This window comes from Micromonospora aridisoli, assembly GCF_056150025.1.
This window is the reverse complement of the sequence record NZ_JAXCFK010000004.1, coordinates 163,114-177,405: the sequence shown is the minus strand read 5'-3', so window position 1 is coordinate 177,405 and position 14,292 is coordinate 163,114. Positions and strand designations below refer to the sequence as shown.

The 14,292-nt window shown below is 71.8% G+C and carries 13 protein-coding genes; 5 read left to right on the top strand and 8 right to left on the bottom strand.

Annotated features, from left to right (window positions below):
• Window positions 1-15: 15 nt before the first annotated feature.
• Both SM447_RS10230 and SM447_RS10225 read right to left on the bottom strand, forming a co-directional pair.
• Window positions 16-1,188, bottom strand: coding sequence for an acyl-CoA dehydrogenase family protein (locus SM447_RS10230; RefSeq protein WP_474572514.1), 1,173 nt, complete (start codon window positions 1,186-1,188; stop codon window positions 16-18).
• A gap of 48 nt (window positions 1,189-1,236) precedes the next feature.
• Entirely contained in the window at window positions 1,237-1,974 is a 738-nt protein-coding gene (locus tag SM447_RS10225) for a methyltransferase domain-containing protein (RefSeq protein ID WP_474572513.1), read from the bottom strand.
• Window positions 1,975-2,020: 46 nt separating this feature from the next.
• Between SM447_RS10225 and SM447_RS10220 the strand changes: the two genes are divergently transcribed.
• The 4 genes from SM447_RS10220 to disA all read left to right on the top strand — a co-directional run bounded on the left by SM447_RS10220 (window position 2,021) and on the right by disA (window position 6,561).
• Window positions 2,021-2,860, top strand: a complete 840-nt coding sequence (locus tag SM447_RS10220; protein WP_474572512.1) for a UbiA family prenyltransferase — start codon at window positions 2,021-2,023, stop codon at window positions 2,858-2,860.
• Between the two features lie 138 nt (window positions 2,861-2,998).
• A complete protein-coding gene (locus SM447_RS10215) occupies window positions 2,999-3,703 on the top strand; it encodes a hypothetical protein (RefSeq protein ID WP_474572511.1) in 705 nt (234 codons plus the stop codon).
• A 136-nt stretch (window positions 3,704-3,839) separates the two neighbouring features.
• On the top strand, window positions 3,840-5,285 hold the full coding sequence (radA, locus tag SM447_RS10210) for a DNA repair protein RadA (RefSeq protein WP_474572806.1): 1,446 nt from the start codon (window positions 3,840-3,842) through the stop codon (window positions 5,283-5,285).
• 97 nt (window positions 5,286-5,382) lie between these two features.
• Window positions 5,383-6,561, top strand: coding sequence for a DNA integrity scanning diadenylate cyclase DisA (gene disA / locus SM447_RS10205; protein ID WP_474572510.1), 1,179 nt, complete (start codon window positions 5,383-5,385; stop codon window positions 6,559-6,561).
• A gap of 10 nt (window positions 6,562-6,571) precedes the next feature.
• Here disA and SM447_RS10200 read toward each other — a convergent pair whose 3' ends face one another.
• The 3 genes from SM447_RS10200 to SM447_RS10190 form a co-directional block, all read right to left on the bottom strand.
• A complete protein-coding gene (locus tag SM447_RS10200) occupies window positions 6,572-7,288 on the bottom strand; it encodes a hypothetical protein (protein ID WP_474572509.1) in 717 nt (238 codons plus the stop codon).
• 146 nt (window positions 7,289-7,434) lie between these two features.
• Window positions 7,435-8,001 (bottom strand): peptide deformylase, encoded by a 567-nt coding sequence (locus SM447_RS10195; protein ID WP_474572508.1) that lies wholly within the window; start codon window positions 7,999-8,001, stop codon window positions 7,435-7,437.
• A gap of 23 nt (window positions 8,002-8,024) precedes the next feature.
• On the bottom strand, window positions 8,025-8,537 hold the full coding sequence (locus tag SM447_RS10190; protein ID WP_474572507.1) for a glycine cleavage system transcriptional repressor: 513 nt from the start codon (window positions 8,535-8,537) through the stop codon (window positions 8,025-8,027).
• A gap of 96 nt (window positions 8,538-8,633) precedes the next feature.
• Here SM447_RS10190 and SM447_RS10185 point away from each other — a divergent pair, with 96 nt between their 5' ends.
• Window positions 8,634-9,536, top strand: coding sequence for an HhH-GPD family protein (locus SM447_RS10185; protein WP_474572506.1), 903 nt, complete (start codon window positions 8,634-8,636; stop codon window positions 9,534-9,536).
• A gap of 53 nt (window positions 9,537-9,589) precedes the next feature.
• On the opposite strand, the gene SM447_RS10180 is transcribed toward SM447_RS10185, so the two are convergent.
• The 3 genes from SM447_RS10180 to SM447_RS10170 all read right to left on the bottom strand — a co-directional run bounded on the left by SM447_RS10180 (window position 9,590) and on the right by SM447_RS10170 (window position 13,952).
• Window positions 9,590-10,243 carry a C39 family peptidase gene (locus tag SM447_RS10180; protein WP_474572805.1) on the bottom strand — a complete coding sequence of 218 codons (654 nt, stop codon included), beginning with the start codon at window positions 10,241-10,243 and terminating at the stop codon, window positions 9,590-9,592.
• A 344-nt stretch (window positions 10,244-10,587) separates the two neighbouring features.
• Window positions 10,588-13,122, bottom strand: a complete 2,535-nt coding sequence (locus SM447_RS10175; RefSeq protein ID WP_474572804.1) for an ATP-dependent Clp protease ATP-binding subunit — start codon at window positions 13,120-13,122, stop codon at window positions 10,588-10,590.
• Window positions 13,123-13,601: 479 nt separating this feature from the next.
• Complete coding sequence (locus SM447_RS10170; protein WP_093409819.1) at window positions 13,602-13,952, bottom strand: histone-like nucleoid-structuring protein Lsr2; 351 nt, start codon at window positions 13,950-13,952, stop codon at window positions 13,602-13,604.
• Window positions 13,953-14,292 lie beyond the last annotated feature (340 nt).

Below are 14,292 nucleotides of genomic sequence, written 5' to 3'. Positions count from 1 at the left end.
GCTCACTCCTCACGCTCACCAACGAGGAGCCGTTCCGTCACGGTCCGGGTCGCCACCGAGCGCGGCGATGCCGAGCCAGTCGGCGCAGACATCCGAGGTCGCCGGATGCAGCGACCCGCACCGAGCGTCCCGGTAGAGGCGTTCCAGCGGGTGGCCCCGCCGGGTGGCGGAGGTGCCGGCCGCCTCCAGCATGGACGCGGCCACCTCCGCCGCCGTCGTGCCGGCCAGCAGCTTGGCCCGCCACACCCACCGGTTGGTTTCCTCATCCCCCGGCGCTTCGTCCACCCGTCGGGCCGCCTCGGCGACCACCAGCTCCGACGCCGCCACGGCGGCGTCGGCGCGGCCCAGTCGGGCGCGTACCGCCGGCAGCCGGGCGAGGTCGCGAGCGTTCAGCTCCGCCGCGGCCGTGTCGATCGCCGCCCTGGCCACTCCCACGTAGACGGCGGCGTAGCTGGCCACCAGCCAGTGCGGCATCAGCTGGGCCACCACCAGGGCCAGCCCCTCGACCCCGCCGAGCAGCCGGTCCGTCCCGACGGTCACGTCGATGTGCAGGTCGTGCGAGGCGGTGGCACGCATACCGAGGGCGTCCCAGGTCGGCTCGACGGTGAGACCCTCGCCGGCCGGGACCAGGAACTGCGAGACCAGCGACGGATCGGCGGCGCTGCGGGCGGCCACCAGGTACCCGTCGGCGTGGCCGGCACCGGAGCAGAAGGTCTTACTGCCCTTGATCCGCCAGCCGCCTTCCACCGATCCGTAGACCGTGGTGAGCTGGGAAAGCCGGGCCCCGGCGCCCCGCTCGCTCATCGCGACCGCGTACCACGCCCCGTCGGCCGCCGCCCGCAGCAACCGGTCACGGGCGGCCAACGCCTCCGCCGGTACGCCGAGCGTCTCGGCCAGTTCCTCGGTGACCGCGCCGAGCGCCCCGGTGACCGAGGCGTGCATGTTGAACACCAGCGCGGTGGCACCGTTGCCCCGGGCCAGCTCGCTGGCGACGGCCGCGTACGCCGCGAAGCTGGCACCGGTACCGCCCAGCTCGGCGGGGACCATCAGCCCGAGCAGCCCCGCTTGCCGCAGATCGGTGAAGTCGTCGACGGGGAACGAACCGTCCCGGTCGTGGGTGGCGGCGCGGGCCGCGAGTCGGGGCGCCAGCCGACGCGCAGCCGCCACCACGTCGCCGCGCTCGGTCATGGCTGGACCCCCCTCTTCGACCTTCCCCATACCCCCACCGGGCATCGGCTACCCGCCGCGTACCCCGTGACCCTGGTAGAGCACGGCGGTCGAACCGGTCGGCACGATGCGTGGCTCCTGACCGACAGGCGTCCTGGCACCCGTCGCCTGCCGCAGCAGCCACCGCAGCAGCCCCGGTACGCCCGGGCGGACCCCACGGACCCGCAGTTCGACACCGTGCCGGGCGCACTCGGCGACCAGCTCGCGGTCGTCCACGAACAACCGCGGGTCGTGGATGCCGCGGGGCACGGTGGGCAACCGCTCGGCGATCCGGACCGCGACCAGCCGGGCCAACGCGGTGTCGTTGAGGGTGTCCAGCACCAGCAGGCCTCCGGGGCGCAGCAGGCGACACGCCTCGGCCACCGCCGCACGCCAGTCCGGCACGTGCTCCAGCAGCTCGCCCGCGGCGACCACGTCGGCGCAGCCGTCCGCGAGCGGCACCGCCGTGGCGTCGCCGTTGACCGCCGTCACGCCGTGCGCGGCCGCCTGGTTCAGCGCCGAGCGGGTGAGGTCCACTCCGACGTGTCGGTAGCCCTTGCCGGCCAGGTGCGGGGCGAGCAGCCCGGCCCCGCAGCCCAGATCGACCAGGAGCGCACCCGGTCGCTTCGCCGGGGGCACCAACGCGGCCCGCGCCCGGGCCAGCCAGTGCAGCATCGCGAACACGCCATCCGGCCGCCACCACTCGTCGGCCAGGACGTCGTACTGGCGCGGATCGTTGCGGGGCAGCACGAGGCCGACATCACGCATGGCAACGAGCGTGGCACGACTCCCCGGTAACGACCAGACTTCCGTTATGTCGTCGACGGTGTTAGGGCTGGTCAGAGCGAGCCATCCAGAGCCGACCGCGGCGGTCACCACAGTGGCCGGTCTGCTCGCCGTCGGGGTCGAACATCCTCCCGGCGGCGTCCTCACGGTGGTGCTCACCGTGGCTGCCAGCCAGTTCGCGGTCGGGTGGACCAACGACCTGCTCGACGCGGATCGGGACGCCACGGTCGGGCGTACCGACAAACCGGTGGCCTCCGGAGCGGTGCGCCGGCGTACGGTCGCGGTGGCCGCCGCCCTGGCCGCGGCCGCCACCATCGCCCTGGCCCTGACCACCAACCCGACCGCGGCGCTCTGCGCCACCGTCGCCCTGGTGTCGGCCCTGCTCTACGACTGGCCGCTGAAGTCCACCCCGGTCTCGGTGCTGCCGTACGCGATCTCCTTCGGTGCCCTGCCCGCCTTCGTGGTGCTGGCGCTGCCCGACGCTCCGCCGCCCCCGGTCTGGCTGATCGCCGCAGCGGCGCTGCTCGGCGCGGGCGCGCACTTCGCCAACGTGCTGCCCGATTTCGCCGACGACGCCCGGACCGGGGTCCGGGGGCTGCCGCACCGGCTCGGCCCGACGGGCAGTCGGGCCGCCGCCGTCGGGCTGCTGATCGCGGCGACCGTCACGCTGGTGCTCGGACCGCCCGGACCGCCGTCGGGCGTGGGCCTCGCGGCGGTCGTCGCCGCCGTCGTGATCTTCATCCTGGCGTGGTACGCGGGCCGGACCGACGATCGCGCCGGGGCCCGCCCGGTGGCCGCGTTCCGGGCGGTGCTGCTGGTCGCCCTGATCGACGTCGTCCTGCTGGTCACCAGCGGTCGGCTGGTCTGAGTCTCACCCCGGCAGGTGGCCGGACCGGGTCGGCGTGCGGGCCACGATCAGCTCCAACTACCCTGGAGCCCGGTCTGCGCGGGCATGGCCAGCGGTTCCGGCGGGCAAGCCGGTGTGATCGTGACGAGGAGGACCGACGTGACGCGCTCGATCAGGGGTTCCCGGCGGGCTGCCGTGCTGCTGCCCGGGATCGCGGTGGCAGCCGGGCTGCTGCTGTCCGGGTGCGGCACCGGCCAGATCTCCGAGACCGCCAACAAGGTCCCGTCGATCCAGGGCGTCAACGTCCAGGCCGGTGGCGGCGCGTACGGCGTACGCAGCGCCCTGGTCGCCTACCCGGGTGTCGAGGGCTACCAGGCCGGCGACGACGCCGTGCTCAACGTCGTCCTCTACAACGACTCACGGGATCCGGTCACCGTGACCGTCACCTCCCCCGACGCCCGCGAGGTGGTGCTCACCACGGTCGCCGCCGCGACCAGCCCGTCGCCCACCGGATCGCCGTCGCCGACCACCTCCCCGTCGCCGGAGCAGTCCCCGGAGGGTTCGCCCGCTCCGGACGAGTCGCCGTCGCCCTCCCCGGACGAGTCGCCCACGGCGGGGCCGGCCCGGATCGAGGTTCCGCCGCTGAGCTACGTGCAGCTGAACACCGAGGGTGAGCAGGTGCTCCAGCTCGTCGGGCTGAACGAGGCCGTGCTCGCCGGCCAGAACATCACGCTGACCTTCGACTTCGGTGGCGGCGACACGGTCACCACTCCCGCGCCGATCGCCGTGCCGCTCTCCCCGGCACCGCAGCCGTCGCCGATCATCGAGCGGCACACCGAGTACGAGGGCGAAGGCGGTCACTGAGCCGTCCGCACCACGAACGGCCCGGCACCCGCTCACCCCGACCGAGCCGATCCGTAACCACCGGCGCCGCCGGCGTGGCCAGACCATGCCGGCGGCGCCGTCGTCGTACCCGGGGGCTAGCGTCGGTCGGGTGAGCATCTCCCGATCGACATCGCCCCGGGCGACGACCGGCGGGCGCGGCCGGGCGGCCGGACGCGAGCCCCGACCGGCGTACGAATGCGACGCCTGCGGTCACCAGCCACCGAAGTGGGTGGGACGCTGCCCCGAGTGCGGTGAGTGGGGCTCCGTGGTCGAGTGCACCGTCACCGGTCCAACCGTCTCGGGTCGCGTGGTCAGTTCCCGCATGCCCGCCGAGCCGGCCCGGCCCATCGCCACCATCAGCGCGGCGCCGGCCCGGGCCCGGCCCACCGGCGTCAGCGAACTCGACCGCGTCCTCGGCGGCGGTCTGGTGCCCGGCGCGGTGGTGCTGCTCGCCGGGGAGCCGGGCGTCGGCAAGTCCACCCTGCTGCTCGATGTCGCCCAGCAGTGGGCCGCCGGTGCGGGCAGCCCGTCACTGGTGGTCAGCGGTGAGGAGTCGGTCAGCCAGGTGCGGCTGCGCGCGGAGCGCATGGGCACCCTGCACGACCAGCTCTTCCTCGCCGCCGAGAGCGACCTCGCGGCGGTGCTCGGTCATCTCGACGCGGTCAAGCCGGGCCTGCTCGTGCTCGACTCGGTGCAGACCATCTCCACCACCGGCACCGAGGGCGTGCCCGGTGGGGTGACCCAGGTCCGAGCGGTCACCGCCGCCCTCGTCGCGGTGGCCAAGGAGCGCGGGGTCGCCACCGTGCTGGTCGGTCACGTCACCAAGGACGGCCAGGTCGCCGGTCCTCGGGTGCTCGAGCACCTGGTCGACGTGGTGCTGCACTTCGAAGGCGACAAGCACTCCTCGCTGCGGATGGTGCGGGGCGTCAAGAACCGGTTCGGGGCCGCCGACGAGGTCGGCTGCTTCGAGATGCACGAGGGCGGCATCAGCAGTCTCGCCGACCCCTCCGGGCTGTTCCTGACCCGCTACTCCGAACCGGTGCCGGGCACCTGCGTGACGGTGGCGATGGAGGGGCGCCGGGCGCTGGTCACCGAGGTTCAGGCGCTGATCGGTGCCACGGTGGCAGGCTCGCCCCGGCGTACGGTCTCCGGGCTGGACTCGGCCCGGCTGGCGATGGTGCTGGCGGTGCTTCAGCGCCGAACCGAACGGCTGACCCTGCACGACCGGGAGGTCTTCGCGGCCACCGTCGGCGGCATCCGGGTGGTGGAGCCCGCAGCCGACCTCGCGGTCGCCCTCGCCGTCGCCTCCGGCGGGCTCAACCTGGCGATCGCACCGCAGTTGGTGGCGATCGGGGAGGTCGGCCTGACCGGCGAGGTGCGTCGGGTGGGCGCGGTGCCGCGCCGGCTGGCCGAGGCGGCCCGGCTCGGTTTCCGGGTGGCCCTGGTGCCGCCCGGCTGCGGCCCGGCGAGCACCGGTGCCGGCCCCGAACAGATGCGCGTGATCGAGGTCACCGACGTCCGCTCGGCGTTGCAGGCCGCGGCGCGGGCGTCGGCGGAGTGACGCGGTGCACCGGCGGGTCGGTCAGGCCGGGCGGAATCGTGACACATCACAGTAACCGCGAGAGCACCCACCGCAGGGCAGTCCGTAGACTGTGCCCGTGCCGATCGACCGCGATACCACCAAGCCTGCCGGCGCGACGCCCCACGCCCGCACCGGCGCCGTGGGCTCGCCTGCCCGTGCGATCAGCGTGAGCGTGACCGGAGGTGGCGTGGCCGGCGACCCGCTGCGCGCCAATCTGGCCCTGATGGCACCGGGCACCGCGCTGCGCGACGGGCTGGAGCGGATTCTCCGGGGCCGGACGGGCGCGCTGATCGTGCTCGGCTACGACAAGGTGGTCGAGGGCCTCTGCACGGGTGGCTTCCCGCTCGATGTCGAGTTCTCCGCGACCCGGGTCCGCGAGCTGTGCAAGATGGACGGCGCGGTCGTGCTCTCCAGCGACGGCACCCGGATCGTCCGGGCGGCGGTGCATCTGATGCCGGATCCCACCATCCCGACCGAGGAGTCGGGCACCCGGCACCGCACGGCGGAGCGGGTCGCCCGGCAGACCGGTTACCCGGTCATCTCGGTCAGCCAGTCCATGCGCATCATCAGCCTCTACGTCAACGGCCAGCGCCACGTGCTGGACGACTCGGCGGCGATCCTCTCCCGGGCGAACCAGGCGCTGGCCACCCTGGAGCGGTACAAACTCCGGCTCGACGAGGTCTCCGGCACCCTCTCCGCGCTGGAGATCGAGGACCTGGTCACCGTTCGGGACGCCGTGGCCGTCGTGCAGCGGCTGGAGATGGTCCGCCGGATCGCCGACGAGATTGCCGGTTACGTGGTCGAGCTGGGCACCGACGGACGGTTGCTCGCCCTCCAGTTGGACGAGTTGATGGCCGGTGTCGACGCCGACCGCACCCTGGTCATCCGGGACTACCTGCCCGTCGGCCGCAAGTCGCGGACGCTTGACGAGGCGCTGGTCGAGCTGGACCTGCTGAGTGCCACCGAGCTGATCGATCTGGTCTCGGTGGCCAAGGCGATCGGTTATCCGGCCGCCTCGGACGCGCTGGACGCCGCGGTCAGCCCTCGCGGGTTCCGGCTGCTGGCCAAGGTGCCCCGACTTCCGGTGTCCGTGGTCGACCGGCTGGTGCTGCACTTCGGCAGCCTTCAACGGCTGTTGGGCGCCACAGTGGAGGACCTCCAGACGGTTGAGGGTGTCGGAGACGCCCGGGCCCGCGGCGTACGCGAGGGGCTGTCGCGGCTGGCCGAGGCGTCCATCCTGGAACGCTACGTCTGAGGCACGCCGATCATCTGAGGACCAGCTTCGCGGGCTGACTCAGCTTGGTGCCCACCCGGGCGAAGACCTCGTACGTGCCGGCCTGGGCGACGGGACCGTTCGCCACCCCGTCGGCGCACCGGCTGCTGTCCCGGCCGTTCCAGGCAACCTGATAGGAACGCTCGAACCCGGGGGTGAAGGACTGCACGTCCGACCCGGCGGCCGTACCGCACGTGTCGGAGGACCAGACCACCTCGGCGCCGGCCTTGATGTACAACTCCTGCGCGGTCGCGCCGACGTCCCGGCTGCACGTCCGGTCGGACCGGTTCCGGACCTTCAAGTGCAGGTCGACGGCGGCACCGGGGGCGACCTGGGCGGGCAGAGCCACGGCGGTCACCGACAGTTCGGCGTCCGCGCAACTGCCCTCGTCGGTGACCGGGTTGACCGCCGGTGGGTTGTTGCTGAGGCTGGGCTCGGTCTCCGGCTCGTCCGCCGGGGTGGAGGGATCGGCCCCCGCGTCACCCGACGGCGGTGAGCCGGTCTGCGGGGTCAGCACCGACCCGGTCGGGGCGGGCGTGCCGGTGGCCATGCCCGGATCGGGCTGGCCGTTGCCGGTCACGTCGTTGCCACCGTTGGGCCCGTTGCACGAGTAGAGCAGGACAATCAGGAAGAGCAGCACCGCACCGAGCACGACGGCGCGACGCCGCCAGTACACGGCGGGAGGCAGGGGGCCGACCGTCAGACGCATGATGCCCCCACCGTAGCGGCGGGGTGTGCGACGGACCGCAGCGACGCGCCGTGGCTCGCCCGTCCCATCCGATCCGACCCTCCATTCACGACGGTCCGCCGGGCCGAGGTTCACCCGCCGTCACTCCCAGTGACGAACCAACCGGCTCAGAGGTAGACCTTGCGCTGGTAGATCGCGTGTGCGCCGGCCACCCGGTCCAGGAACAGCAGGCCGGCGCAGTGGTCGATCTCGTGCTGCAGGGCGCGCGCCTCGAAACCGTCCGTCACCAGACGGACCGTCTTCCCGCTGCCGGGCAACGCCCCCTCCACGACCAGCCGGCTCGCCCGCTTGACGTCACCGGTCAGATCCGGCACCGACATGCATCCTTCCCGGCCCGCCTTCCACCGGGTCGCCTCGACCACCCGGGCGTTGCAGAGCACGAAGACGCCGTGCCCGGTGACCGTCTTGGGGTGACCCGTGACGTCCACCGCGAAAACCTGGGCGCTCACTCCCACCTGCGGGGCGGCCAGGCCGACACAACCGGGCGACACCCGCATCGTGGCGATCAGGTCGGCGGCCAGTCGCACCGTCTCACCGGCGGCCGGGTCCACCTCGCTGCCCGGCCGGCTGAGCACCGGATCCGGTGCGGAGACCACCGGGACCACCCGACCGGCGCCCAGCACCTCGGGTACCCAGTCGCCGAGGCCCACGTACGCGTCGGCCTGAGGGTCCACGTTCCTCCCGCCTGACGCGCCGCTCACAACAGGTCCGGTTCGGCGGGTCGGAGGGTCACCTCGACACCGAGACCGGCAGCGGCCTCCGCCAGCCGGGCGGCGAGCGCGTCCGCGGTGCCCGTGGGCAGTTCCACCTCGGCGACCACCACGTACAGCGTCCCGGCCAGTCGGGTGCTCAGGTCGGTGACGTTGCCGCCGGCGTCGGCCAGCACCCGGGTCATCGCGGCCACGATGCCCATCCGGTCGGCGCCATGCACCGCCATCACGTACGGTTCGCCGGCCGGTGCCGTCTCACCGTCGGGCGTCACCTCGCGTACGGTGGCCAGCAGTTGGCCGTCGGAGGCGAGCGGGGCCAGCGCGGTCTCGACCTCGGCGGCGGTCGGGCCGACACAGATCAGGGTCATCGCGAAATGCCCTCGCAGCCGGGTCATGGTGCTGTCGGTGAGGTTGGCCCCGAGCCGGGCGAGCACCTCGGCGACGTCAGCCACTATGCCGGGCCGGTCCCGGCCGATGACGGTGATCGCGAGCTCGTTCATCCGGGCATTCTCCCCGACCGGTGTGCGCCGTCGATGTCGGACCGCCCGGACCGCCCGAACGGCGGGACGGGTGTGCGTGACATCATCGTCGGCGCGATGACAGAAGCCACCTTCGCCGGCCTGGTGAGCCGGTGGTATGAGCAGCATGCGCGGGATCTGCCGTGGCGCAGGCCCGAGGCGGGTCCGTGGGCGATCCTGGTCAGCGAGGTCATGCTCCAGCAGACCCCGGTGGTCCGGGTGGTGCCCGCCTGGCAGGCGTGGCTGGCGCGCTGGCCGACGCCGGCTGCCCTCGCCGGATCCAGCCCGGCCGAGGCGATCCGCATGTGGGGACGGCTCGGTTATCCGCGCCGGGCGGTCCGGCTGCACGAGTGCGCGGTGGCCATCGTGGAGCGCCACGGCGGCGAGGTGCCGGAGCGACTGGAGCAGCTGCTCGCACTGCCCGGCGTGGGCACGTACACGGCCCGTGCGGTCGCCGCCTTCGCGTACGGCCAGCGACATCCGGTGGTCGACACGAACGTACGCCGGGTGGTCTGCCGGGCGGTGGCCGGAGAGCCGGACGCCGGCCCCACCACCCGACCCGCCGATCTGGTCGCCACCGAGGAACTGCTGCCCGCCGAGCCGGCCGCGGCTGCGCTGGCCAGTGCCGCCATCATGGAGTTGGGCGCGGTCGTCTGCACCGCCCGGTCCCCTCGCTGCGAAGCGTGCCCGGTCGAGTCGATCTGCGCCTGGCGGGCCTCGGGACGCCCCGCTCCGGTCGGTCCGACCCGCCGTCCCCAGCGGTACGCGGGCACCGACCGCCAGGTACGCGGCCTGCTGCTCGGGGTGCTCCGGGAGGCCACCGGCCCGGTACCGCACCAGCGGCTGGACCAGGTGTGGGCGGATGAGGTGCAGCGCGCCCGGGCACTGGCCGGACTGGTCACCGACGGACTGGTCGAGCCGATCGGCGAAACGTCGTTCCGGCTGGTCGGAGATGGCCCTCCGGCACCGGTGGCCGGCTGAGGGCCGGCTCCGAGCGGAGCCGGCCCTCAGGGACTCGATGTACGGCTGACGGATCAGGCGGAGTAGCCGCGGGTGGCGATCCAGTCGGCCAGCGCGTCGGTGCTGATCCAGTACTCGGACCGGGCGGCGTCGGCCGAGTCAGCGATCTTCATCTGGTCGCCGCCGTCGCGATAGCCGGTCACCGCGATGTAGTGGCCGCCATCGAAGGTGTGGCTGCCCCCGCCCAGGTCGGTGGCGGTCCCGACGACGTTTGCCACCACGCCCCGGCCGTTGTCGATGGCGCGGACGACGTCGTCACGCAGTCGGTCGGTCTCGGCACGGTCAGCGGCCTGACCGGGGATCTCCACCGTGCGGTAGACATCCTTGCCGGCCCGTTCGTTAAGCGCCTCGGTGATCAGGTACGCCGAATCGGTGCCCCGCTCCGTGGTACCCATCTCCCGGGCAAGGTCGTCCTGCGAGACGTCCTTGTTCAGGATGCTCAGCGTGTTACGCACGGCGGCCGGGCCGCAGTAGTAGAAGTTCGGCTGGGCCTCGTAGCGGACGTTCAGCTGCCGCTCACCCTTGCCGTGGCCGCGCTCGGCCACGGTGCCTAGCGGGCCGGTGCTCGGCGGAGCGGCGACCGCGCCCACCGGGCCGGCGATCATTCCACCGGCGCAGACGGCACCGGCGGCGGTCAGAGCGGCCTTGCGGATCGGATTAGCCATGATCGTTGCCTTCCGTCTCGGGGGATCGACGCGACACCAGGAGAGGGAGGTGCGGAAACCGCGCCGGGCGAAGGCGGCGGATGCGCGCCTGCCCGGGTCTGCAACCACCTCGGGGGGCCGGGCATTTCCGAGCCGCCCGAGCAGGACCGTCGCGGTTACTCCCCGTACAACGGCTTCCAGGACCGGTCCATGCCCGCCCAAACCGTGACCGACGTCACGACAAATCACATGAAAACGGACACGGCATCCGACCCGCCTCAGCGAGTTGGTGAGCGTTCAACGGTGCCCAGAGACGACGGCGGCCCGGTGGCGTGATGCCACCGGGCCGCCGTTGCTTCGGCTGACGACTACTCGTCCGCGCCCGCCGCCGCCGTCCTGCCGCCGAGGTCGGCCGGTACGGCGTCCGGCACCTCCACCGGCCGTTCGGAGCCCCGGAAGACGAGCTTGGACTTGTCGATGTCGTTCGGATCGCCCTCGCAGTCCACCACCACGATCTGACCCGGGGTCAGCTCGTTGAACAGGATCCGCTCGGAGAGGTTGTCCTCGATGTCGCGCTGGATCGTGCGACGCAGCGGACGCGCCCCCAGCACCGGGTCGAAGCCCTTCGCCGCCAGGTACTTCTTGGCGTTGTCGGTCAACTCCAGGCCCATGTCCTTGTTCCGCAGCTGGGTCTCGATGCGGGAGATCATGATGTCGACGATCGACAGGATCTCCTGCTGACGCAGCTGGTGGAAGACGATGGTGTCGTCGATCCGGTTCAGGAACTCGGGCCGGAAGTGCTGCTTGAGCTCGTCGTTGACCTTCTGCTTCATCCGGTCGTAGTTCGAGTCGGAGTCCTCCGACGCCTGGAAGCCCAGCGAGACCGCCTTGGCCACGTCCCGGGTGCCCAGGTTGGTGGTCAGGATGATGACCGTGTTCTTGAAGTCCACGATCCGGCCCTGACCGTCGGTGAGCCGACCGTCCTCCAGGATCTGCAGGAGGGTGTTGAACACGTCCGGGTGGGCCTTCTCGATCTCGTCGAAGAGGACCACGCTGAACGGCCGACGCCGCACCTTCTCGGTCAGCTGCCCGCCCTCGTCGTAGCCGACGTAGCCGGGAGGGGCACCCACCAGCCGGGAGACCGTGTAGCGGTCGTGGAACTCGGACATGTCCAGCTGGATCAGGGCGTCCTCGCTGCCGAACAGGAACTCCGCGAGGGCCTTGGACAGCTCGGTCTTACCCACCCCGGAGGGGCCGGCGAAGATGAACGAGCCCGACGGGCGCTTGGGGTCCTTGAGGCCGGCCCGGGTCCGCCGGATCGCCTTCGAGACCGCCTTGACCGCGTCCTCCTGGCCGATGACGCGCTTGTGCAGCTCGTCCTCCATGCGCAGCAGGCGGGAGGTCTCCTCCTCGGTCAGCTTGTAGACCGGGATGCCCGTCCAGTTGCCCAGCACCTCGGCGATCTGCTCGTCGTCGACCTCGCTGACGACGTCCAGGTCACCGGCCTTCCACTCCTTCTCCCGCTGCGCCTTCTGCCCCAGCAGCTGCTTCTCCTTGTCCCGCAGCTGCGCGGCGCGCTCGAAGTCCTGCGCGTCGATGGCGGACTCCTTGTCGCGGCGCACCTGGGCGATGCGCTCGTCGAAGTCCCGCAGGTCCGGCGGCGCGGTCATCCGGCGGATCCGCATCCGGGCACCGGCCTCGTCGATGAGGTCGATCGCCTTGTCCGGCAGGAACCGGTCGGAGATGTACCGGTCGGCCAGCGTCGCCGCCGCCACCAACGCGGCGTCGGTGATGCTCACGCGGTGGTGCGCCTCGTACCGGTCCCGCAGACCCTTGAGGATCTCGATGGTGTGCGCCAGCGACGGCTCGCCCACCTGAATCGGCTGGAAGCGTCGCTCGAGCGCGGCGTCCTTCTCCAGGTGCTTGCGGTACTCGTCGAGCGTGGTCGCGCCGATGGTCTGCAGCTCACCACGGGCCAGCATCGGCTTGAGGATGCTCGCCGCGTCGATCGCGCCCTCGGCGGCACCCGCACCCACCAGAGTGTGGATCTCGTCGATGAACAGGATGATGTCGCCCCGGGTACGGATCTCCTTGAGCACCTTCTTCAGGCGCTCCTCGAAGTCACCGCGATACCGGGAACCGGCCACCAGCGCGCCCAGGTCGAGCGTGTAGAGCTGCTTGTCCTTCAGCGTCTCGGGCACCTCGCCCTTGATGATCTTCTGGGACAGCCCCTCGACCACGGCCGTCTTGCCGACGCCGGGCTCACCGATCAGGACCGGGTTGTTCTTGGTACGGCGGGAGAGCACCTGCATCACCCGCTCGATCTCCTTCTCCCGCCCGATGACCGGGTCGAGCTTGCCCTCGCGGGCAGCCTGGGTCAGGTTCCGGCCGAACTGGTCCAGCACCAGGCTGGTCGACGGCGCGGCCTCACCCGGCGCGGTGCCCGCCGCGGCCGGCTCCTTGCCCTGGTAGCCGGAGAGCAGCTGGATCACCTGCTGGCGGACCCGGTTGAGGTCGGCGCCGAGTTTCACCAGCACTTGGGCGGCGACGCCCTCACCCTCGCGGATCAGCCCGAGCAGAATGTGCTCCGTGCCGATGTAGTTGTGGCCGAGCTGCAGCGCCTCGCGCAGCGACAGCTCCAGCACCTTCTTGGCCCGCGGCGTGAACGGGATGTGCCCGCTCGGCGCCTGCTGGCCCTGGCCGATGATCTCCTCCACCTGCTGGCGAACGCCCTCCAGGGAGATCCCGAGGCTCTCCAGGGCCTTGGCCGCGACGCCCTCACCCTCGTGGATCAGGCCCAGCAGGATGTGCTCCGTACCGATGTAGTTGTGGTTGAGCATCCGGGCCTCTTCCTGGGCCAGGACGACAACCCGTCGCGCTCGGTCGGTGAACCGCTCGAACATGCCCTCGTGCTCCTCACGTGCCGTGCGCACTCGATCTTGGTGGTCAAGACTCTCGGCGGGGCCGGATACGCGAGCGCCCGGGACGGGCGTCCGCGCCTCATTACTCTATCGCCGCGAGCCGACTCGGCTGACCTCGTGTGTCTGCGTCGTAGGCCCGGTACGCGTCGTTTTGCACAACCATCCACGCTCAGCGGGTGTTCCGGGCATGGTCTGTGTACGCGCAGAGCGAAATTCGGCCCGGCTGCCGGGACCGCCGGAAGCGCCGCACGGGGGCGTCCCGGCCCGGACGGCACCACCGCGGCGCCGTCCACAGGTTGTGGACAACACATCCACCGGTTGTGGACAACGTCCGTCGCCCGGCGGTTAGTCCCGTCCTGTCGATCATGCCGGCACGAGGCGCGGTCCGGCGAGACGGCGACGCCGGCCCGGAGATCGCCTCCGGGCCGGCGTCGCGCACAGCCGTACGTGCCTGCCTGGCCTCAGTGACCGGCCTTCGAGTGGTACTCGTCGACGATCTCCTGGGGGATCCGACCCCGGTCCGAGATGTCCTTGCCCGCCTTGCGCGCCCAGGCCCGGATGGCCTTGTTCTGCTCACGGTCGGCGGTGGCACCACCCCGACCACGGGCGGCGCGCCCACCCACGACCACACCGCCGCGACCGACCTTGGTGCCGTGGGCGATGTAGGGGGCGAATACCTCGCGCAATTTCTCTGCGTTCGAACCGGACAGGTCGATCTCGTACTGAACGCCGTCGAGCGCGAACTTGACGGTCTCGTCCGCGTCCCCGCCGTCCAGGTCATCGACCAGCTTGTGAATGATCTGCTTGGCCACGTCCCACATTCCTTTCGAGCAGGGCTGATCCTGCCTACTGCACGAGCACAATAACCCGTCCGATGCTTGCCGCGTCAATAGTATGCGGTAACGCGGCGGAAAGTTGCCGTCGGACTACCGGGACCCACCAACGTGAAGCGGATGGTTCCCCGAATTTTCGATGGCGGCCACCGCCATCCGGAGGCCCACCGATTCCATTCCCCTTGGCCCGGCCGGGCCCATTCCCACTTCCTCGCCCGGAGAAAGCCGCCGTCCGGCCACCCCACCTCGGAAGGTCGGCAATGCCCGCGCCCACCAGCTGTTTCCGCTGCCCAGAACCGGCCCCGGCGCGGAGTGGGCG

Bases quoted from the DNA above. Each gene is read 5' to 3' on its own strand.
- SM447_RS10230 (WP_474572514.1), bottom strand. From the start codon at position 1,188: ATGACCGAGCGCGGCGACGTGGTGGCGGCTGCGCGTCGGCTGGCGCCC.
- SM447_RS10225 (WP_474572513.1), bottom strand. From the start codon at position 1,974: ATGCGTGATGTCGGCCTCGTGCTGCCCCGCAACGATCCGCGCCAGTAC.
- SM447_RS10220 (WP_474572512.1), top strand. From the start codon at position 2,021: ATGTCGTCGACGGTGTTAGGGCTGGTCAGAGCGAGCCATCCAGAGCCG.
- SM447_RS10200 (WP_474572509.1), bottom strand. From the start codon at position 7,288: ATGCGTCTGACGGTCGGCCCCCTGCCTCCCGCCGTGTACTGGCGGCGT.
- SM447_RS10190 (WP_474572507.1), bottom strand. From the start codon at position 8,537: ATGAACGAGCTCGCGATCACCGTCATCGGCCGGGACCGGCCCGGCATA.
- SM447_RS10185 (WP_474572506.1), top strand. From the start codon at position 8,634: ATGACAGAAGCCACCTTCGCCGGCCTGGTGAGCCGGTGGTATGAGCAG.
- SM447_RS10175 (WP_474572804.1), bottom strand. From the start codon at position 13,122: ATGTTCGAGCGGTTCACCGACCGAGCGCGACGGGTTGTCGTCCTGGCC.